Source organism: Mesorhizobium sp. WSM4904, assembly GCF_029674545.1.
GTDB lineage: Bacteria > Pseudomonadota > Alphaproteobacteria > Rhizobiales > Rhizobiaceae > Mesorhizobium.
Genome location: NZ_CP121354.1, coordinates 1,788,989 through 1,806,825, shown reverse-complemented (window position 1 = coordinate 1,806,825; position 17,837 = coordinate 1,788,989). Strand labels below are relative to the sequence as shown.

General features: G+C 63.9%; 17 protein-coding genes, 1 tRNA gene and 1 pseudogene. 10 read left to right on the top strand and 9 right to left on the bottom strand.

Going from position 1 to position 17,837, the window contains the following annotated elements:
• Positions 1-72 precede the first annotated feature (72 nt).
• Positions 73-426 (bottom strand): annotated as a pseudogene (locus QAZ47_RS08540) (YidB family protein); the annotation flags it as partial.
• A 433-nt stretch (positions 427-859) separates the two neighbouring features.
• Between QAZ47_RS08540 and QAZ47_RS08535 the strand changes: the two are divergent.
• The 3 genes from QAZ47_RS08535 to QAZ47_RS08525 all read left to right on the top strand — a co-directional run bounded on the left by QAZ47_RS08535 (position 860) and on the right by QAZ47_RS08525 (position 3,649).
• Entirely contained in the window at positions 860-1,216 is a 357-nt protein-coding gene (locus QAZ47_RS08535; RefSeq protein ID WP_278232932.1) for a hypothetical protein, read from the top strand.
• Between the two features lie 274 nt (positions 1,217-1,490).
• Entirely contained in the window at positions 1,491-3,143 is a 1,653-nt protein-coding gene (locus tag QAZ47_RS08530; protein WP_278232931.1) for an OmpA family protein, read from the top strand.
• Positions 3,143-3,649 (top strand): GTP-binding protein, encoded by a 507-nt coding sequence (locus QAZ47_RS08525; RefSeq protein WP_278232930.1) that lies wholly within the window; start codon positions 3,143-3,145, stop codon positions 3,647-3,649. The genes QAZ47_RS08530 and QAZ47_RS08525 overlap by 1 nt, the downstream gene beginning before the upstream one ends.
• Positions 3,650-3,746: 97 nt before the next feature.
• On the opposite strand, the gene QAZ47_RS08520 is transcribed toward QAZ47_RS08525, so the two are convergent.
• Positions 3,747-4,187, bottom strand: a complete 441-nt coding sequence (locus QAZ47_RS08520; protein ID WP_278232929.1) for an SRPBCC domain-containing protein — start codon at positions 4,185-4,187, stop codon at positions 3,747-3,749.
• A 131-nt stretch (positions 4,188-4,318) separates the two neighbouring features.
• Here QAZ47_RS08520 and QAZ47_RS08515 point away from each other — a divergent pair, with 131 nt between their 5' ends.
• Positions 4,319-5,386: an adenylate/guanylate cyclase domain-containing protein gene (locus QAZ47_RS08515; protein ID WP_278232928.1), complete on the top strand. Its 1,068-nt coding sequence runs from the start codon at positions 4,319-4,321 to the stop codon at positions 5,384-5,386.
• 249 nt (positions 5,387-5,635) lie between these two features.
• On the opposite strand, the gene QAZ47_RS08510 is transcribed toward QAZ47_RS08515, so the two are convergent.
• The 4 genes from QAZ47_RS08510 to QAZ47_RS08495 form a co-directional block, all read right to left on the bottom strand.
• On the bottom strand, positions 5,636-5,800 hold the full coding sequence (locus tag QAZ47_RS08510) for a hypothetical protein (RefSeq protein WP_278232927.1): 165 nt from the start codon (positions 5,798-5,800) through the stop codon (positions 5,636-5,638).
• A gap of 124 nt (positions 5,801-5,924) precedes the next feature.
• Positions 5,925-5,999, bottom strand: a tRNA-Glu gene (locus QAZ47_RS08505).
• A gap of 86 nt (positions 6,000-6,085) precedes the next feature.
• Positions 6,086-6,499: a VOC family protein gene (locus QAZ47_RS08500; RefSeq protein WP_278232926.1), complete on the bottom strand. Its 414-nt coding sequence runs from the start codon at positions 6,497-6,499 to the stop codon at positions 6,086-6,088.
• Positions 6,496-6,879 (bottom strand): fimbrial protein, encoded by a 384-nt coding sequence (locus QAZ47_RS08495; RefSeq protein ID WP_278232925.1) that lies wholly within the window; start codon positions 6,877-6,879, stop codon positions 6,496-6,498. Before QAZ47_RS08495 ends, QAZ47_RS08500 begins: the two co-directional genes overlap by 4 nt.
• A gap of 103 nt (positions 6,880-6,982) precedes the next feature.
• Here QAZ47_RS08495 and QAZ47_RS08490 point away from each other — a divergent pair, with 103 nt between their 5' ends.
• Both QAZ47_RS08490 and rpoH read left to right on the top strand, forming a co-directional pair.
• Positions 6,983-7,987 (top strand): RluA family pseudouridine synthase, encoded by a 1,005-nt coding sequence (locus QAZ47_RS08490; RefSeq protein WP_278232924.1) that lies wholly within the window; start codon positions 6,983-6,985, stop codon positions 7,985-7,987.
• 210 nt (positions 7,988-8,197) lie between these two features.
• Positions 8,198-9,109, top strand: a complete 912-nt coding sequence (gene rpoH / locus QAZ47_RS08485) for an RNA polymerase sigma factor RpoH (protein WP_278206228.1) — start codon at positions 8,198-8,200, stop codon at positions 9,107-9,109.
• Positions 9,110-9,389: 280 nt separating this feature from the next.
• On the opposite strand, the gene QAZ47_RS08480 is transcribed toward rpoH, so the two are convergent.
• The 3 genes from QAZ47_RS08480 to QAZ47_RS08470 form a co-directional block, all read right to left on the bottom strand.
• On the bottom strand, positions 9,390-10,049 hold the full coding sequence (locus QAZ47_RS08480) for a peroxiredoxin (RefSeq protein WP_278206226.1): 660 nt from the start codon (positions 10,047-10,049) through the stop codon (positions 9,390-9,392).
• A gap of 300 nt (positions 10,050-10,349) precedes the next feature.
• Entirely contained in the window at positions 10,350-10,715 is a 366-nt protein-coding gene (locus QAZ47_RS08475; protein WP_278076327.1) for a cell division protein ZapA, read from the bottom strand.
• 18 nt (positions 10,716-10,733) lie between these two features.
• Complete coding sequence (locus QAZ47_RS08470; RefSeq protein WP_278076326.1) at positions 10,734-11,006, bottom strand: DUF4164 domain-containing protein; 273 nt, start codon at positions 11,004-11,006, stop codon at positions 10,734-10,736.
• A gap of 262 nt (positions 11,007-11,268) precedes the next feature.
• Here QAZ47_RS08470 and tkt point away from each other — a divergent pair, with 262 nt between their 5' ends.
• From tkt to QAZ47_RS08450, 4 genes are all read left to right on the top strand, one after another.
• A complete protein-coding gene (tkt, locus tag QAZ47_RS08465; protein WP_278232923.1) occupies positions 11,269-13,260 on the top strand; it encodes a transketolase in 1,992 nt (663 codons plus the stop codon).
• A 207-nt stretch (positions 13,261-13,467) separates the two neighbouring features.
• Complete coding sequence (gap, locus tag QAZ47_RS08460) at positions 13,468-14,478, top strand: type I glyceraldehyde-3-phosphate dehydrogenase (RefSeq protein WP_278076323.1); 1,011 nt, start codon at positions 13,468-13,470, stop codon at positions 14,476-14,478.
• 166 nt (positions 14,479-14,644) lie between these two features.
• The gene (locus QAZ47_RS08455; RefSeq protein ID WP_278232922.1) at positions 14,645-16,534 is read left to right on the top strand and encodes a potassium/proton antiporter; all 1,890 of its coding nucleotides are present in this window, start codon (positions 14,645-14,647) and stop codon (positions 16,532-16,534) included.
• Positions 16,535-16,638: 104 nt separating this feature from the next.
• Entirely contained in the window at positions 16,639-17,835 is a 1,197-nt protein-coding gene (locus QAZ47_RS08450) for a phosphoglycerate kinase (RefSeq protein ID WP_278232921.1), read from the top strand.
• Positions 17,836-17,837 lie beyond the last annotated feature (2 nt).

Below are 17,837 nucleotides of genomic sequence, written 5' to 3'. Positions count from 1 at the left end.
CAGCGACGTTGCTGTCGAGCTGCGCTGCCCGGGTTGCCGCTTGATATCGATCGTCTCGTTGCTCCCGGAGCGTCAGCTGCCGCGCGTCGCAAGCACCCCGTCGGGGCTGGCCTGGTCGACGGCAGCCGGAAGATGCTGCGCCAGCACGCTGGCCACCTGATCCAGCGGAATGCCGAACTGGCTCGCCAGTTGCCGAAGCTGCGGATCGCCAAGCGCCGCCTTGATCTCGTCGGGCGCGATCGGGAGGTTTGCCGAGTTGGTGCTCAGCCAGGATTCGACACGGTCGCCGAGACCTGATTTCTGCAGCATGGCGAGCACGCCCTGGTAACCGCCGACGCTAGCCAGCGCATCGGCCAAGACGTTGGAGCCGCCACCTTGCTGCCCGCCCTGCAACGCGCTTTGCAGACTGTCCAAAAATCCCATCGAGGAACCTCCCGTCGAAAATCACGCTCGCCGTTTGCACAACGTGCGGCCAGTGATGGTCTAGGACGTTTCGCGAGGCCGCGACATCTGACGAAGGTCAGGACCGAAGATGACGAAAGTCATATTCGCTGGCGCCCAGACGGCACTTACTTAACACGGCACTTACTTGACAGGGGCGCCGGCTCCGGCAGGCGCGCCTACCACCTTTCACGCGGAGCAGGCGGCTCGGCTCTTGAAGTGCAGGCGGATTGGCTCCGGAAGGAAGGTAAGGCTGGCATGAGACTCCTCATTGCGGTACGTGACGATGGCCCGGCACCAATGCCACGTTCGATCCGTGCCGGCCCGCGATCCCGTACCAAGTCAATTGCCTGTCATATGAATTGGGATTTGGTATAACGGTCACGACAGTGTCGTTAAGCGTAGGATTAACCGGGGAATGACCATGAAAGGCGCCGAGCAAGCTGGAAAAGCCGCGGGCGGAGCCGCTTCCGCCAACGGATCGGAAGCGACAGTCCATCCCGAAGCGACCATCGATCAGGTCCGCAATCTGCTGTTCGGGGGCGCGCAGCGATCGATCGAGAACAACCTGGCCGGTTTGCGAGAGGAGATGCAGGCCTCTCTCAAACTGCTGCAGGCAGATTTCGCCAAGGAGGTCGCAGCGCTGCAAGCCCGGCTGCAGGAGCTCGAGCAGGATACGGAGCAGAAACGGCTCGCCTCGCACAGGGACATCGGCGCCGCGATTTCGGAGCTTGGCGCAACCATAACCAGGCTGGGTTCCGCCACGGGAAGGTAGCATGACTTCCGCCGTCGGCCAGAACCGTGAGATCGAGCAGCTCAAGACCTTGCTCTTTCAACCGGAGGCCGCGCGTCTTGAAGCGCTGGGAGCCGATGTCGCTCTCCTTCAGCAATATATAGGCAACCCCGACCGTCTCGAAGCGGCGACGGCCGACATACTGGTCGCCGCGCTTGAACGCGCGGAAGTCAGCCGGCCGCGCGAGCTGGCGAATGTCATCGCCCCGTCGGTGGTCTCCGCGATCAGGAGCGAGATCAGGAATTCACGCGACCTCATGGTCGATGCGCTCTACCCGATCACCGGGCGACTGGTCAGCGCGGCTGTGGCAAATGCCTTCAAGGAGCTCGTGGCGCGGCTGGAGCAGCGCCTCAATGCTCTGACGTCGACGGAGCTGTGGGTCGGTCGCGTCAAGTCGCTGGCGACCGGCCGCCCGATCAGCGAGTTCGTTCTGGCGAACGCCAGCCCGCCGCGCGTCAGCCGGCTGCTGATGATCGAGCGCGGCAACGGGCGCCTCGTCGCGGATTGGAAGCGCGAAGCGATCCCCGACGAGAGGGCCGATCTGCTGAGCGCCATGGTCGCGGCGATCCTGGAATTTTCCGTCCAGGCGCTCGCGGGCGAAGGCAACCTTGAGAAGCTCGACTTCGGCGGACGGGAGATCGTGCTCCGCGCCTCGCCCCGGTTCATCCTGGCGGCGGAATGCATCGGTCCCCTGCGCCCCGCGGACGACGCCAGGATCAATTCGCTTTTCTTCGACACGATCGAGGGCATGGATGGCGACTGCGACACCGCCACGCTGGTGTCGCTGGCCGCATCGATCGAAGCCGATGCTTCCCTGGACAGGAAGCCGCGCCGGGGCGGGAAGGTCGTCCTGCTCGTGCTCGCTGCTCTCGTTGCCGCCGGGCTGGCATGGCTGGCTGGCGTCTACCTCACCCGGACGATGCTGGAGCGGCGGGCGAATGACGCGCTGCACGACCTTGTCGGCAAGGAGCCGCTGCTGCAGTCTTTCCCGCTGCGGCTGGACTTCGACCATGGCAATCGCACCGTGTCGGTGTCCGGGATAGAGCCCAGCCAGGTGGAGGTCGCTCCGCTGGTCGGCGCCTTGGCCAAGGCGGCCGCCCCGTATCGGATCGTCGACCGGATCGGCGTTGTGCCGGGAATGGAACAGCCGGCGGCGCTGCGCGCCGATGTCGACGCCGTGCGGCAATCCTTGGCCGGCATCCAGGCAAGCATCGATGGAACGCGCCAGTCGGTCGCTGAGCTGCAACGATCCCTCGCCGACTTGCAGAAGTCCGGCGGTGAAACCGGCAACGCGATCACCGAACAGCAACAGTCACTCACCAGTCTGCAGAAGTCCGTCGGGGAAGCAGGCGCGGCGATCGCCGAGCAGCGACAGTCTCTCGCCGGCCTACAGGCCCGTATCGATGAAACGCGCGGGTCAAGTGCGCGGGAGCTGCAATCCCTTGCCAGCCTGCAGGCGCGTATCGACGAGACACGCGCGGCGATCGCCGAGGAAACACGGTCCAGAAACCAGCAATACGACGCCCTGCGCTCGGTAGCCGACAGCCCCGCCGGGCGGCTCGACCGCTTCATGGCCTCGACGGCAATCTTCTTTGGCACAGCCGACGCTTTTGCCGACGACAAGGAGGCGGACCGACAGATCCGCGATCTGGCCGGGCTGCTTGAGGGCAACGATCTGAGGATCCGTGTCGTCGGCCACGCCGACGATACCGGAACGGACTCCATCAACCACGTGGTTGCCCGCAAGAGGGCCGATCAGGTGGTGCGGGCGTTGACCTCGCTCGGCATCGAGCCTTCGCGCCTGTTTGTGGTTTCGCGCTCGTCCTCGGTGCCCATCTCCGACGTGCCGAGCGAAGGGAACCGCCGGGTCACCTTCGAAAACGTGTTTCGAGCCGAGCGCCTCCAGTAATGTTTACCGCGAAGGTCATGCTGCTGGGCGACATGGGGGTGGGCAAGACATCGATCATGTACCGTCTCGTGCACGATCGTTTCGACGGCGAATACAAATCCACGCTCGGCGTCGAAGTTCTAAGCTACGACGTTCCCGCCGATCCGGCTCGCGCGGACGAAGCGACGCGTCTGGTGCTCTGGGACACGGACGGCGATTTCGGCATGCGTATTTTCGACACCGTTTACGTTACCGGCGCTTCGGCAGCGATTGTCGTATCGGACGTGACGCGCCCGCAAACGGTGACGCGCATGGTCGAACTGGCCCGCAATTTCGAGACGAGATTCCCAGGCAGGCCATTGAGGGCCCTGGTGAACAAGATCGATCTCGCCGAAGCGCCCGGAAGCGCCGAACAGATCGGCCAGCTCGCCCGATCGAGCGTCAAGTTCGTAAGCGCCAAGAGCGGCGAGGGAATCGTGGATGCCTTTGCCGAACTCGCCGAAACGATTCGTCGCCGGCAGCTATAGTGGTCGGTCCAAGCTTTGACGGTCGCTCGACGGAGATCTGCGCTTGCCAAGGCATCCAAATTTTTGCATGACGGGCATCCGCGACCCTTGATGAAAATCACGTAGTCTTCATCGGCACGTCGGGACCGGCATGTCCCCCATCGGCAGTGATCTTCAGCCTGGAGAGGTAGTGCTCCCATCCCTTTCGATGGCTGTCACGCTCCTCTGCGTTCGGCAATCCGCTGTGCGTTAAACGGATCAGTGTCCCCGCATCCCTCGCGATCAGGTCGATCTCGACATGACTGGAGCCGGGCGGCACGGTCGCGTTGTCATCCCAGCCAAAACTGTAGGCAAGACGGTGGACCGGAATCACCTCGGTGAACTCACCGCGCGCCATATGGCGACCACCGACATTGACGAGGAACAGACCGCCCGGCGTTGCATCCAAATTCGCTTCGGTCCCGATCCATCGCACGATCTGTTCCGGATCGGTCAAAAGCGCGAACACGGTCGCTTGTGGCGCCGCGACCTCAATCTCTGTGTAAACCGATTCCGCCATCGCTCGCTCCAGGTCACATCCGCCCAGGTTACATCGACATCGAATGCCGTGCATGATTGAAGCGAATGTGGGGAGTTGCAAGAAAATGTTCGAGGCGTAAGCATGAGCCGGTGCCGAGCGACCCTCTACAGATGCTTCTCGCAAACTCGCTTTCATTCCTTCTGGACGATGCCGCGCATATTGGCGATGGTGGGCGACTTCTATTGCAGCTCTCGACGCATTTGATCGAAGACGGCTTGCCGACCATTGCCGGCGCGCTGGCGCAGGATGCTCCCGACCCGATCATTTCACGCCGCATCTGGCTCTGGCGAGCGCCTGGCGGTGAAGTGGTCGAGGCTTTGGGGATAGGCGCCGACCGCCAGAATGCCGATCCCCGGCTCGTGCTGCGCGAGTGGCTTGGCACGACGCGGGCGATCGTGTTCGACGAGGGAGCGGTCGGTGTCGCCCCGACTTTGGTATGGGCGTTCGATCATACTCCGGATGAGGCGCAGTCGGAGCTGCTGCGGCAAATCTCCCGGTTCGCTGCGGCTCCGATGACCGCACTCGCGGAACGGTCTGCGAAACGAGCATTGCTCGAAGCATATTTGGGAAAGCGCAGCGCAGCGCATGTGCTCAACGGTCGTTCTCGTCGAGTAAAGGGAGAGACGATACGGGCTGCGCTTCTGTGCGCGGACCTTCGAGGTTTCACCGATCTATCCGAAGTTCACGATGCAGGCGAGATCGTATCGATACTTGATGCCTGGTTCGATTGCGTCGCCGGCGCGGTGCACGCATTTGGTGGCGAGGTTCTCAAGTTTATCGGTGATGGCGTCCTCGCGATTTTCCCGATCGGCGAGCGCGATTCGAGGGCCGCATGTGACGCGGCGGTACGCGCCGTGAAAGCCACACGCGCCGGGATAGATCATCTCAACCAAACTCGGCACCGCAACGGCAGCCCTGAGTTCGGATACGGCATTGGCCTGCATGTCGGCGAGATGCTTTGGGGGAACATCGGCACTGCCGGCAGGTTGGATTTCACCGCGATCGGCAAGGCTGTAAACCTTGTCAGCCGCATCGAAGGGCTGTGCAAGCCGTTAGGGCAGACGGTGCTCGCATCGACGGCGTTCGAGAGGGAAACGACCGAGCCGATGATCGCCATGGGCAGTCATCCGCTCAGAGGAATAGCAGGCGCGCAAACACTTTTCGGCTTGCCGGAATAGATCGAATGGTTGAGCGCGCCGTAGAGCCCGTCTCGTCGCATGGCGCGGAAGCCCCCAACGGATCGGCCAGTTCGCGCGGTCGAGCGTCAGGTTCGTGAGCGCCAAGAGCGGCACAGGCATTGTCGACGCTTTCGCGGAACTTGCCGAAACAATCCGCCGCCGGCAGCTATGGCCTGGGTCGGCCCAATCCCGGGGGCCGCGCTTTCAGATGCCGGCCTCCCCAACGGAACGCTCTGACCGCCCGACCGTTTATCGCTTATGGCCCTGGCCGACGACATCCAAATGGCGGAACGACACGTTCTGCAAGCCGAGCAGCACATCAAGCGCCAGCGTGCGCGCATCGCTGCGCTGAAGCGCCGCCGGTTGCCGCGAGGCAAGGCGTCCAACTTTCTGCAGTTGCTCGAAGATGCCCAATCGATGCACCTCCAGCACCTGTCGCGGTTGTTGGAGCAGGCATCCCGTGAAAGGACCCAAGCCCGCATTTAGACTTGGACGCGGGTTTCAGCGCCGGCAGCCTGGAGAAGCCCTGTCTGAGAGATGGTACGCCCAAGGGGAATCGAACCCCTGTTACCGCCGTGAGAGGGCGGTGTCCTGACCGCTAGACGATGGGCGCGCTCAAGAACCGGCTACATAGGATGAAGGCCGCGAAAAAGCAACTGGGGTTTCGCGCTGTTCGCAGACTTTGCCGAACGGCCCCGTTCAACCCGGCCGTTTCGGCTCGATCAGGTCCCAGAGATTGCCGTAGAGATCGGCAAACACCGCTACCGTCCCATAGGCCTCATGGCGCGGCGCCTCGCGGAACGCGATGCCCTTGGCAAGCATCGCCTGGTGATCCCGGGCGAAGTCGTCCGTTTCCAGGAAGAGAAACACCCGGCCGCCGGTCTGGTCGCCGATACGGTTCGCCTGCGCCTCGCCGGCAGCCTCCGCCAGGAGCAGCCGCGCACCCTGCCCGTTTGCCGGCGCGACCGTCACCCAGCGCTTGCCGCCGCCGAGGTCGACGTCGTCGGTCAGCACGAAGCCGAGCCGCTCGACATACCAGGCGATCGCGTCGTCATAATTTTCGACGACGAGCGCCACGGTCGCGATGCTGCGATGTTCGGCAAAGCCGCTCATTTGCTGCGGATCGCGAACTGGCCGATCATTCGGCGCTCGGCAATGTCGTAGACGAAGATGGAACGGCTGCCGTCGGCAAGCTCGGCGTCGATCGACAGGCGGTTGCCGGACAGCGCCTGGCTGACCACCTTGGTGCCTACCGGCAGCACGATGTCGCCGCTGAGCGGCGCCCCGGCCGGAGCCTGGACATCGCCGGCAGGCGTCGATCCAACAACCGGCGCATTGCGGGCTTTGTAGACAAGGGCCCCGATCACCACCATAAGGGCGAGGAACAGAAGGCCGAGATTGACGATCATGAAGCGTATGAGCTTCCTGCGCACCTTTTCCGCCGCGGGGTCGAGCGGCTTTTCCTCATCTTCATCGGCGATCGGCCGGGCCATGGCTAAACAGTCCGCAACGGGTTTCGATGAGCGCTCATAACGAAGACACCCGGATTTTGATAGGGCCCCGATTTTGATGCAGGATGAATTGCCAGGCGATGAGTTGACCGGGGCGGTAGAGCTGGAAGCCGGCGCCGATGCCGCCGGCCAGCGCCTCGACCAGTGGCTCGCCGCCCGGCTCGGTCCGGAAATCTCGCGCAGCCGCGTGCAAACCCTGATCCGGCAGGGCGCGGTCTCGATCGCCGGCAAGCCGGTCGGGGAGGTCAGGCGCAAGATGGCGACGGGCGAGCGCGTCTTAATCGTCATGCCGGAGCCGGAGCCGGCCGAGCCGCAAGGCGAGGACATTCCTCTCGACATCCTTTACGAGGACGATGAGCTGATCGTCATCAACAAGCCTGCCGGACTGGTCGTCCATCCCGGCGCCGGCAACTGGACCGGCACGCTGGTCAACGCGCTGATCCATCACTGCGGCGACAGTCTCTCCGGCATCGGCGGCGTCAAACGGCCGGGCATCGTCCATCGGCTGGACAAGGAGACCAGCGGCGTCATGGTGGTGGCCAAGACCGACCGCGCCCACAAGGCGCTGTCGGAGGCCTTCGCCGACCACGGTCGCACCGGCGATCTCGAACGCGCCTATCTGGCGCTGGTCTGGGGCATTCCACAGCGGCCGACCGGCACCGTCGACGCGCCGCTCGGCCGCGCCGCCGATCGCGTCCGCCGCGCGGTGGTTCCCCAAGGCCGAGACGATGCCCGGCATGCCGTCACCCATTTCACCGTCATCGAGCGTTTCGGCGAGGAGCAGAAGGAATTCACCACCGCAAGCCTGGTCGAATGCCGGCTCGAAACCGGTCGCACGCACCAGATCCGGGTCCATATGGCGCATATCGGCCACCCCGTGATCGGCGATCCTGACTACGGCCAGGCCTTCCGCACCAAGGCCAACCGGCTGCCGGAACCGCTGAAAAGCGAGGTCAAGGCATTTTCCCGGCAGGCGCTGCACGCCTGGCTTCTTGAATTCCGACACCCGACCACCCATCTAACGATGAGGTTCGAGGCGTCGATGCCGAGGGACATGGAGGAACTCGTGGGCGGCTTTCGCAAGTTCTGAACCGCCATCAAGACGCTTCAAACCAGCCATCAAAAAACCTGACTGGCGTTGTTCACTTAAGCGTGACACACTGTTTCGTGTTGAACAAATGCCTGTCCTTTCTGGTTTTGTTCCTATATACACCAGTTGTCGCGGATGAGCCGATTGGCATTCGCGTCACATGCCCGCCGCGTTAAGGGGGCATCACTCCAATAGAGAGGGGGCGCAATCATGGCCCAGTCACTACCCAGTATCGTTTCCGGTGAAGGCGGTCTCGCCCGTTACCTGGAAGAAATCCGTCGCTTTCCGATGCTTCAGCCGCAGGAAGAGTACATGCTCGCCAAGCGTTACGCCGAGCATCAGGACACTTCCGCCGCGCACAAGCTCGTCACCAGCCATTTGCGGCTCGTCGCCAAGATCGCCATGGGCTATCGCGGCTACGGCCTGCCGATCGGCGAGGTGATCTCGGAAGGCAATGTCGGCCTCATGCAGGCCGTGAAGAAATTCGAACCGGAGCGAGGCTTCCGCCTCGCCACCTACGCCATGTGGTGGATCAAGGCCTCGATCCAGGAATACATCCTGCGTTCGTGGAGCCTGGTCAAAATGGGCACCACCGCCAATCAGAAGCGCCTGTTCTTCAACCTGCGCAAGGTGAAGGGCAGAATCCAGGCGCTCGACGACGGCGATTTGAAGCCCGACCAGATCGCCGAGATCGCCACCCGCCTCAACGTTTCCGAGGCGGAGGTGGTGTCGATGAACCGCCGCCTGTCGGGTGACGCCTCGCTCAACGCCCCGATCCGGGCGAGCGAGGGTGAATCCGGCGAATGGCAGGACTGGCTGGTCGATGACCACGAAAGCCAGGAAGAGATGCTGATCGAGCAGGACGAGCTGGAAAGCCGGCGCGCCATGCTGTCGGGCGCTCTGTCGGTGCTCAACGATCGCGAGCGGCGCATCTTCGAGGCGCGCCGTCTGGCCGAAGAGCCGCTGACGCTGGAAGAGCTGTCGGCGGAGTTCGACATCAGCCGCGAGCGCGTGCGCCAAATCGAGGTGCGCGCCTTCGAGAAGGTGCAGGACGCGGTCAAGGCCGCGGCCAAGCGCCAGAGCCAGGCGCTGCGCACCATCGAAGCGCAGCCGGCGGCTTAAAGCTTAAAGGCAATACGCGAAAACAAAACGGCGGCGCCAACATCTGGCGCCGCCGTTTTCAATTGGCGAAAGCGGCGAACCAGCCCCTTCTCCCTGTCAATATACGGGGAGAAATGCCCGGCAGGGCAATGAGGGGCAGCGCCGAGTCCGCGAGATTGTCGTTCAGGCCAAACGATCGCATGCGAGGCAGCAGCGGAGGCGCGATCATCTCCGAACGCCGCGCTGCCCCCTCATCCGCCCTTCGGGCACCTTCTCTCCGTAGAACGGGGAGAAGGAAAGCTCACGCCGTAGGCTGCTTGGTCTTCCTCAGATACGGCAGCACCGTCTCGTAGGCGCCGAAGCGCTTGATCGCGTCCTCATTGGAGACGGCGGCAGTGATGATGACGTCCTCGCCCTGCTTCCAGTTCGCCGGCGTCGCCACCTGGTGCTTGGCCGTCAGCTGGATGGAATCGATGACGCGCAGGATCTCGTCGAAGTTACGCCCCGTGGTCATCGGATAGGTCAGCACCAGCTTGATCTTCTTGTCCGGGCCGATGACGTAGACCGAACGCACGGTGGCGTTGTCGGCCGGCGTGCGCCCTTCCGAGGTCTCGCCGGCGCCGGCCGGCAGCATCTCGTAAAGCTTGGCGACCTTGAGGTCCTTGTCGCCGATCAGCGGGTAGTTCACCGTCTGGCCGGTCGCGGTCTTGATGTCGGCATGCCACTTCTCATGGCTCGATACCGGATCGACCGAAATGCCGATGATCTTGACGTTGCGCTTTTTGAATTCGCCTTCCAGCCCGGCCATCGTGCCGAGCTCGGTCGTGCAGACCGGCGTGAAGTTCTTCGGATGGCTGAAAAGCACTGCCCAGCCGTCACCGATCCATTGATGGAAATTGATCGTCCCTTGCGTGGTCTCGGCCGTGAAGTCCGGCGCGGTATCGTTGATACGAAGGCTCATGACGTTGCTCCCAACCCTGTGACATTTCGCCGGCATGGGCCAACCCATCGGCGGCTCTGCCTTCTATACCGCCGCACGGTCCGGTTCAAAAGGCTTGTGTCGGCAAGCGTGATCGAGGGAGCGGAAAAATTTCGTCTTTTCCTGGAAAAGACAGCAGGAATTTCCGCGACGGATATTGGGTCCCTGTGGGGCGGCTCAATGCATGTCGCCCAAAAGTGCGCAACGGTTTTGGGAAAACGACATGCATCAAAATAGGGGCTTAAAGCGTGTCGCCTGAATCCGTTTTGTTGCGACGCGCTTTTAAGCCTTCTTCACCGCCAGCGTCGTCGCCAGATCTTCCATGCGCTGCGCCAGTGCTGCAAGCGCGGTGGTCAGCACGCTGTCGCTCTTGTCGGCCTTGGTCAGCGCCTCGTCGCGCGTCTTGCGGAGCGTCAGCACCTCGCTCTCCATGCCCTTGACGCGCTTGGAGAGCTCCGAGAGCTCGTCCATGACCATGATGCCGGCCATGACGGTCAGCCGCTGGTCGCCGATCTCGCCGAAGGAATCCTTCAGATGCATGACATAACGGTCGAAGCGCTCGGCGAGGTCGATCAGATGCTCTTCCTGGCCCTCGTCGCAAGCCATCCGATACTGCTTGCCGTCGATGGAAACCGTGACCTGTGCCATTGGCGTACCTGTCGAGCCCTACCTGTCCAACACGGCGCGGATGGTTTCCATGGCGGTCACCAGTCGGCGCGACACTTCCTTGTTGGCATCTTCCAGCCGTTCGGCGCGGGCCTCGGAATTGTCGAGCTCCTGCGCCAGCCGCGAGCGGTCGGCGTTCATGCGCTGCACCTCGGCCTCGGCTTCCGTATAGTCGCGCTCATGCTCGAGCCGCGCCGCCACGGCGTTTTCCAGCCCTTCCATGGCTTTGCCGAGCCTGGCGATGACTTCTTTGAGGGTCGCTTCCCCGGTCATGGCCTTCGTCCTATGCCCTGCCCGTCACCGAATCGCTCGCGTTCAGAACGCGTTATCTCGGAAAGATTAGGCGCCGGGTGAAGCGCGCGTCAATAAAGCTCTCGCGACTGTCCCCCGCTAACGCTAATGTAGCGTGCGCGGCCCCATCACAAGCCTGGCAAAAACCGACCGATTTGTTGACTAAAAGGCCGCGCCTGCTATGTGTCGCGGCATCCTTTCCAAGGGCTCTCCCAAGGCTCCAACCCCTATTTCCGGAGGAAGCATGACCTCGCGCGAACAACATGATCGGATGGCCAATGCGATCCGTTTCCTTTCCATGGACGCCGTCGAGAAGGCGAATTCCGGCCACCCCGGCCTGCCGATGGGTTGCGCCGACATCGCCACGGTGCTGTTCACCCGCTTCCTGAAATTCGACGCCAAGGCCCCGCATTGGGCCGACCGCGACCGCTTCATCCTGTCGGCCGGCCACGGCTCGATGCTGCTCTACTCGCTCCTCTACCTCACCGGCTACGAGGACATGACGATCGACCAGATCAAGAATTTCCGGCAGCTCGGATCGAGGACCGCGGGGCATCCCGAATACGGCCATGCCGCCGGCATCGAGACCACCACCGGTCCGCTCGGCCAGGGCCTCGCCAACTCGGTCGGCTTCGCGCTCGGCGAGCGCATCATGAACGCCGCCTTCGGCAACGACCTCGTCAATCACTACACCTATGTGCTGGCCGGCGACGGCTGCCTGATGGAAGGCGTTTCCCAGGAAGCCATCGCGCTGGCCGGTCACCTCAAGCTCAACAAGCTGATCGTCTTCTGGGACAACAACAACATCTCGATCGATGGACCGGTCTCGCTTGCCGACAACACCGATCAGGTCGCTCGCTTCCAGGCTAGCGGCTGGAACGCCAGCCACATCGACGGCACCGATCCGGAAGCGATCGCCTATGCCATCGAGGCCGCCCGCCATTCCGACAAGCCGACGATGATCGCCTGCAAGACGACCATCGGCTTCGGCGCCCCGACCAAGGCCGGCACCAACAAGGCGCATGGTTCGCCGCTCGGCGCCGAGGAAATCGCCGGTGCCCGCAAGTTCTTCAACTGGGAGTCGCCGCCCTTCGAGATACCGGCCGACATCCTCGACGCATGGCGCGCGGTCGGCGCCGGCGGCGCCAAGGCGCGCGCCGATTGGGAAGGCCGCCTTGCCAAGGCCGACGCCAAACTGCAGGGCGAATTCGAGCGCCGCCTCGGCGGCAAGCTGCCGGGCAATTTCGACTCCGTCATCTCCGACTACAAGAAGAAGCTCTCGGCCGACAAGCCGAAGGTCGCCACCCGCAAGTCTTCGGAAATGGCGCTGGAAGTGATCAACGGCGCGGTTCCCGAAACCATCGGCGGCTCGGCCGACCTCACCGGCTCCAACAACACCAAGACCAGCCAGACCAAGAACATCACGCCGGACGATTACGGCCAGCGCTATATCCATTACGGCATCCGCGAGCACGGCATGGCGGCGGCGATCAACGGCTTGACGCTGCATGGCGGGCTGATCGCCTATGGCGGCACCTTCCTGTGCTTCTCCGACTATGCGCGCCCCTCGATGCGCCTTGCCTCGCTGATGGGCATCCGCTCGATCTTCGTCATGACGCATGACTCGATCGGCCTCGGCGAGGACGGCCCGACCCACCAGCCGGTCGAGCATCTGGCGGCGCTTCGCGCCATCCCGAACCACAACGTGTTCCGCCCGGCCGACGCGGTCGAGACGGCGGAATGCTGGCAGCTGGCGCTCAAATCGGAAAAGACGCCGTCGACGCTGGCGCTGACCCGTCAGAACCTGCCGACCGTTCGCACCGAATTCAGCGAGGAGAACCTCTGCGCCTCCGGGGCCTATGAGCTCGCCGCGGCAAACGGCGAGGCGGCGGTGACGATCTTCGCCACGGGCTCGGAGGTGGAGGTTGCCCTCGGCGCTCGCGAGCTGCTCGAAAAACATGGCCACCCGACCCGCGTCGTCTCGGTGCCCTGCTTCGAGCTGTTCGACCGGCAGAGCGAGGACTACCGCAAGAAGACCATCGGCAACGCCAAGGTGAAGGTCGCCATCGAGGCCGGCATCCGCCAAGGCTGGGACCACCTCATCGGCACCGACGGCATCTTCGTCGGCATGACCGGCTTCGGCGCTTCCGGCTCGATCGAACAGCTCTACCCGCATTTCGGCATCACCGCCGAGGCCGCGGCAAAGGCCGTGGAAACGCGCCTGCACGGCAAGTGAGCCATCGCATGTCGCTCAAAGCGCGCAGCGGTTTTGAGCGACATATGGAAGCAGGAAGGGCCAGTCCGGCGAAACCATTCAATGGGTTGCGTCGGGCTGGACTGACCTAATCGATTTAAACTTGGCCTTCTGCGGCTGGATTCTTTGCCCGCCCGCCGTTATGAAGCTGCGGAACCGTCCGCTTTCCAGGCCCCTAGGGAGAGAAAAATGACCGTCAGAGTTGCCATCAACGGATTTGGCCGCATCGGCCGCAACGTCCTGCGCGCGATCCACGAGTCCGGCCGCAAGGACATCGACGTGGTCGCCGTCAACGACCTCGGCCCGGTCGAGACCAACGCGCATCTGCTCCGCTATGACAGCGTGCACGGCCGTTTCCCGCATGAAGTGACGGTCGACGGCGACCAGATCTCCGTCGGCAAGGAGAAGTTCAAGGTCACCGCCATCAAGGATCCGACCCAGCTGCCCTGGAAGGAGCTCGGCATCGACATCGCGCTCGAATGCACCGGCATCTTCACCGCCCGCGACAAGGCGGCCGCGCATCTGGCCGCCGGCGCCAAGCGCGTCATCGTCTCGGCACCGTCCGACGGCGCCGATCTCACGGTCGTCTACGGCATCAACCATGACAAGCTGACCAAGGACCACGTCGTCATCTCGAACGCGTCCTGCACCACCAACTGCCTGGCGCCGCTGGCCGCCGTGCTGCACGAGACCGTCGGCATCGAGAAGGGCATGATGACGACGATCCACTCCTACACCGGCGACCAGCCGACGCTGGACACCATGCACAAGGATCTCTATCGCGCCCGCGCGGCGGCGCTGTCGCAGATCCCGACCTCGACGGGTGCTGCCAAGGCGATCGGCCTCGTGCTGCCCGACCTCAAGGGCAAGCTCGACGGCATTTCGATCCGCGTGCCGACCCCGAATGTCTCGGTCGTCGACTTCAAGTTCATCGCCAAGCGCTCGACCACACCGCAGGAGATCAATGAGGCGCTCATCGCCGCCTCCAAGGGCAAGCTGAAAGGCATCCTGTCGGTCACCCATCACCCGAATGTCTCGATCGACTTCAACCACGATCCGCACTCCTCGATCGCGGCGCTCGACCAGACCAAGGTCATGGACGGCAATTTCGTCTCGGTGCTGTCCTGGTACGACAACGAATGGGGCTTCTCCAACCGCATGGGCGACACCGCCGTCGCCTTCGGCAAGACCATCGCCTGATCGCAGGCTTCCTTTGATCGTGTGAAACGCCCGGCTTCGGCCGGGCGTTTTTCGTTCGACATCAGCGGCATGGGGCAAAAAACCACGCTGCCGCCTTGCACTGGTCATGTCTTCGCCCCACTCTGCCGTAAAGCGGGAGGGACGCGGATTTGAGGGGCAATTCCGGATGGAGCATGCGATCTATCTCGTGACGCTGGTCGGCACAGCGCTTGTTGTCGCCGCCGCCTTTTCGAGCCTGATCGCCTTCCGCTTCGGCGCACCTCTGCTGCTCCTCTTCCTTTGCATCGGCCTCGTCACGGGTGTCGACGGCCTCGGCATCGAATTCGACAATGCGCGGCTGGCTTACTTTGCCGGCTCACTTGCGCTGGCGATCATTCTGTTCGATTCCGGTTTCGGCACGCCGCTCAACGCCTTGCGCCAGGCAGCCGGACCGGCGCTATCGCTGGCCACCGTCGGCGTCGTTCTGACCACGGGCATTTTCGGCGTCGCCGCCTTTTATCTGCTGAATCTCAGCTGGCTGGAATCCTCGCTGCTCGGCGCCGCCGTCGCCTCGACCGACGCGGCGGCGGTGTTCTTCCTGCTGCGTGCCGGCGAGATCCATCTGCGCGAGCGCGTTCGTTCGACGCTCGAGGTCGAATCCGGCACCAACGACCCGATCGCCATTTTCCTGACCATCACTTTGGTCGAGATCATCGCCGCACATGCCAACCCGGAGGCGAGCTTTCTCGCCACCAATTTGGCAATCGGCTTCCTCATCAATATGGGGCTTGGCGCCGTCATCGGCGTGCTCGGCGGCCTTGGCATCGTTCGCCTCGTCGAGCGGCTGAACCTCGACCACGGCCTGCTGCCGATCTTCGTGCTGACGCTTTCGCTGATGGTGTTCGCGGCCGCCGGCGCCGTCGGCGGCTCGGGCTTCCTGGCCGTCTATCTCGCAGGCCTCGTCGCCGGCAATTCAGACATCCGCGCAGTCACCATTCTCAAGCGCTTCCAGGACGGCATGTCGTGGCTGGCGCAAATCATCATGTTCCTGATCCTCGGCCTGTTTGCCACGCCCTCGCAATTTCCGGCGATCCTGGTGCCCGCGGTCATGCTCGGCCTGTTCCTGATCTTCGTGGCCCGGCCTTTAGCCGTCTGGCTCTGCCTGATCCCGTTCCGCCTGCCGCGTCCCGAAGTCGCCTTCGTCTCCTGGGTCGGCTTGCGCGGCGCCGTCTCGATTCTGCTTGCCATCACACCGCTGCTCGGCGGCCTCGCCAACGGCCGGCTGATCTTCAACGTCGCCTTCATCATCGTCCTGGTGTCGCTGGTGGTGCAAGGCTGGACCGTCGGCCCGCTGGCACGCCGCCTGGGCCTCATCGTCCCTGCGCGGCTCGGGCCGCTCGACAAGGTCGAGCTCGAGTTGCCGGGCTCGGCGCATCACGAGCTGCTCGCCTATCGCGTGGCACCGGGCAGTCCGGTGGCGCGTGGCGAGCGCATCCCGCGCTGGGCGAGGCCCTCGCTGGTGCTGCGCGACGGCCGCTCGATGCGTTTCCAGGACATGGGCAGGCTAACCGCTGGCGACCAGGTCTACATCTTCGTGCCGGACCGCTATCCGCGCCTGCTCGACAAGCTGTTCGCCAGCCGTGCCGTGGTCGACCCCGAGGATGCCGATTTCTTCGGCGCCTTCGCCGTCGATCCGGCCCGCCCGGCGGGTGAGCTGGAAGCCGCCTACGCGCCGGGCCTCACCGAGGCCGAACAGAAGCTCACGGTCGCAGCGCTGGTCACCGAGCGGCTCGGCGGCCACGCCGAATATGCCGACCGGGTGATGATCGGCCCGATCGAGCTGATCGTGCGCGACGTCGACGAGAAGGGCCGCATCACTGGCCTTGGCCTGTCCTTCGAGCCGACCGCGCCGGTGGCGCGTGTGCCGGTTTTCCTGAGCGCCGGCGAGATCGCCGACCGCGTCGTCGCCTTCATCCGCAACTGGCGCAAGCCCGCTCAAACGCAAGCCGACGAAAGCGAACCAGGCGAAACGGCGGCGTCCGAGCCCGCGGTGCAAAAAGCCGCGACCGAAGGATGACGTCACACAACGACATCATTTTTGCGCGCGCGCTTCAACGCAGCCCTTGCATCGTCCCCGGTGCCGGGTAAGGTCGCCGCGTTTTTCGCTAAAAAGGAACGACCATGGCCGGCTTCAAGACACTCGACGATATCGATGCCGTCAGCGGCAAGCGCGTCCTGGTGCGCGTCGACCTCAACGTACCTGTTGCCGACGGCAAGGTGACAGATGCCACGCGCATCGAGCGCATCGCGCCGACGATTTCCGAGCTTTCCGGCAAGGGCGCCAAGGTCATCCTGCTCGCGCATTTCGGCCGTCCGAAAGACGGCCCGTCGGCCGAATTCTCGCTGGAGCCGATCGCCCGCGCCACTGCTGACGTGCTCGGCCGTCCGGTCGGCTTCGCCGCCGATTGCATCGGCGACAAGGCGGCAGGCGCCGTTGCCGCCATGAAGGACGGCGACGTCCTGCTTCTGGAGAACACCCGCTTCTACAAGGCCGAGGAGAAGAACGAGCCGGCCTTCACCGAAAAGCTCGCCGCCAATGGCGACATCTATGTCAACGACGCCTTTTCCGCCGCGCACCGCGCGCACGCGTCGACCGAGGGCCTGGCGCACCGGCTGCCGGCCTATGCCGGCCGCACCATGCAGGCCGAGCTCGATGCGCTGGAAAAGGGCCTCGGCGATCCGGTGCGGCCGGTGGTGGCCATCGTCGGCGGCGCCAAGGTCTCGACCAAGATCGATCTTCTGATGAACCTGGTGAAGAAGGTCGATGCGCTGGTCATCGGCGGCGGCATGGCCAACACCTTCCTTGCCGCACGCGGCACCGATGTCGGCAAATCGCTCTGCGAGCATGACTTGGCCTCCACCGCCAAGCAGATCATGATCGAGGCGGCCGAAGCCGGCTGCGCCATCATCCTGCCCGCGGACGGCGTCGTCGCGAGGGAGTTCAAGGCCGGTGCTGCGAGCGAAACCGTCGCTATCGAGGCCGTACCGGCCGACGGCATGATCCTCGATGTCGGCGAGAAGACGGTGAAGACCGTCACCGACTGGATCGACCGCGCCGCGACGCTTGTGTGGAACGGTCCGCTCGGCGCCTTCGAGATCGAGCCCTTCGACCGCGCCACGGTCGCGGCGGCAAAGCACGCGGCAGCCCGCACCAAGGAAGGCAAGCTGGTTTCGGTCGCCGGTGGCGGCGATACGGTGGCCGCGCTCAACCATGCCGGCGTTGCCGACGACTTCACCTATGTCTCGACCGCCGGCGGCGCCTTTCTGGAGTGGATGGAAGGCAAGCCGCTGCCCGGCGTCGAGGTGCTGAAGCGCTGAGC

Bases quoted from the DNA above. Each gene is read 5' to 3' on its own strand.
- QAZ47_RS08535 (WP_278232932.1), top strand. From the start codon at position 860: ATGACCATGAAAGGCGCCGAGCAAGCTGGAAAAGCCGCGGGCGGAGCC.
- QAZ47_RS08530 (WP_278232931.1), top strand. From the start codon at position 1,491: ATGGTCGATGCGCTCTACCCGATCACCGGGCGACTGGTCAGCGCGGCT.
- QAZ47_RS08525 (WP_278232930.1), top strand. From the start codon at position 3,143: ATGTTTACCGCGAAGGTCATGCTGCTGGGCGACATGGGGGTGGGCAAG.
- QAZ47_RS08520 (WP_278232929.1), bottom strand. From the start codon at position 4,187: ATGGCGGAATCGGTTTACACAGAGATTGAGGTCGCGGCGCCACAAGCG.
- QAZ47_RS08515 (WP_278232928.1), top strand. From the start codon at position 4,319: ATGCTTCTCGCAAACTCGCTTTCATTCCTTCTGGACGATGCCGCGCAT.
- QAZ47_RS08500 (WP_278232926.1), bottom strand. From the start codon at position 6,499: ATGAGCGGCTTTGCCGAACATCGCAGCATCGCGACCGTGGCGCTCGTC.
- QAZ47_RS08495 (WP_278232925.1), bottom strand. From the start codon at position 6,879: ATGGCCCGGCCGATCGCCGATGAAGATGAGGAAAAGCCGCTCGACCCC.
- rpoH (WP_278206228.1), top strand. From the start codon at position 8,198: ATGGCCCAGTCACTACCCAGTATCGTTTCCGGTGAAGGCGGTCTCGCC.
- QAZ47_RS08480 (WP_278206226.1), bottom strand. From the start codon at position 10,049: ATGAGCCTTCGTATCAACGATACCGCGCCGGACTTCACGGCCGAGACC.
- QAZ47_RS08475 (WP_278076327.1), bottom strand. From the start codon at position 10,715: ATGGCACAGGTCACGGTTTCCATCGACGGCAAGCAGTATCGGATGGCT.
- QAZ47_RS08470 (WP_278076326.1), bottom strand. From the start codon at position 11,006: ATGACCGGGGAAGCGACCCTCAAAGAAGTCATCGCCAGGCTCGGCAAA.
- tkt (WP_278232923.1), top strand. From the start codon at position 11,269: ATGACCTCGCGCGAACAACATGATCGGATGGCCAATGCGATCCGTTTC.
- gap (WP_278076323.1), top strand. From the start codon at position 13,468: ATGACCGTCAGAGTTGCCATCAACGGATTTGGCCGCATCGGCCGCAAC.
- QAZ47_RS08455 (WP_278232922.1), top strand. From the start codon at position 14,645: ATGGAGCATGCGATCTATCTCGTGACGCTGGTCGGCACAGCGCTTGTT.
- QAZ47_RS08450 (WP_278232921.1), top strand. From the start codon at position 16,639: ATGGCCGGCTTCAAGACACTCGACGATATCGATGCCGTCAGCGGCAAG.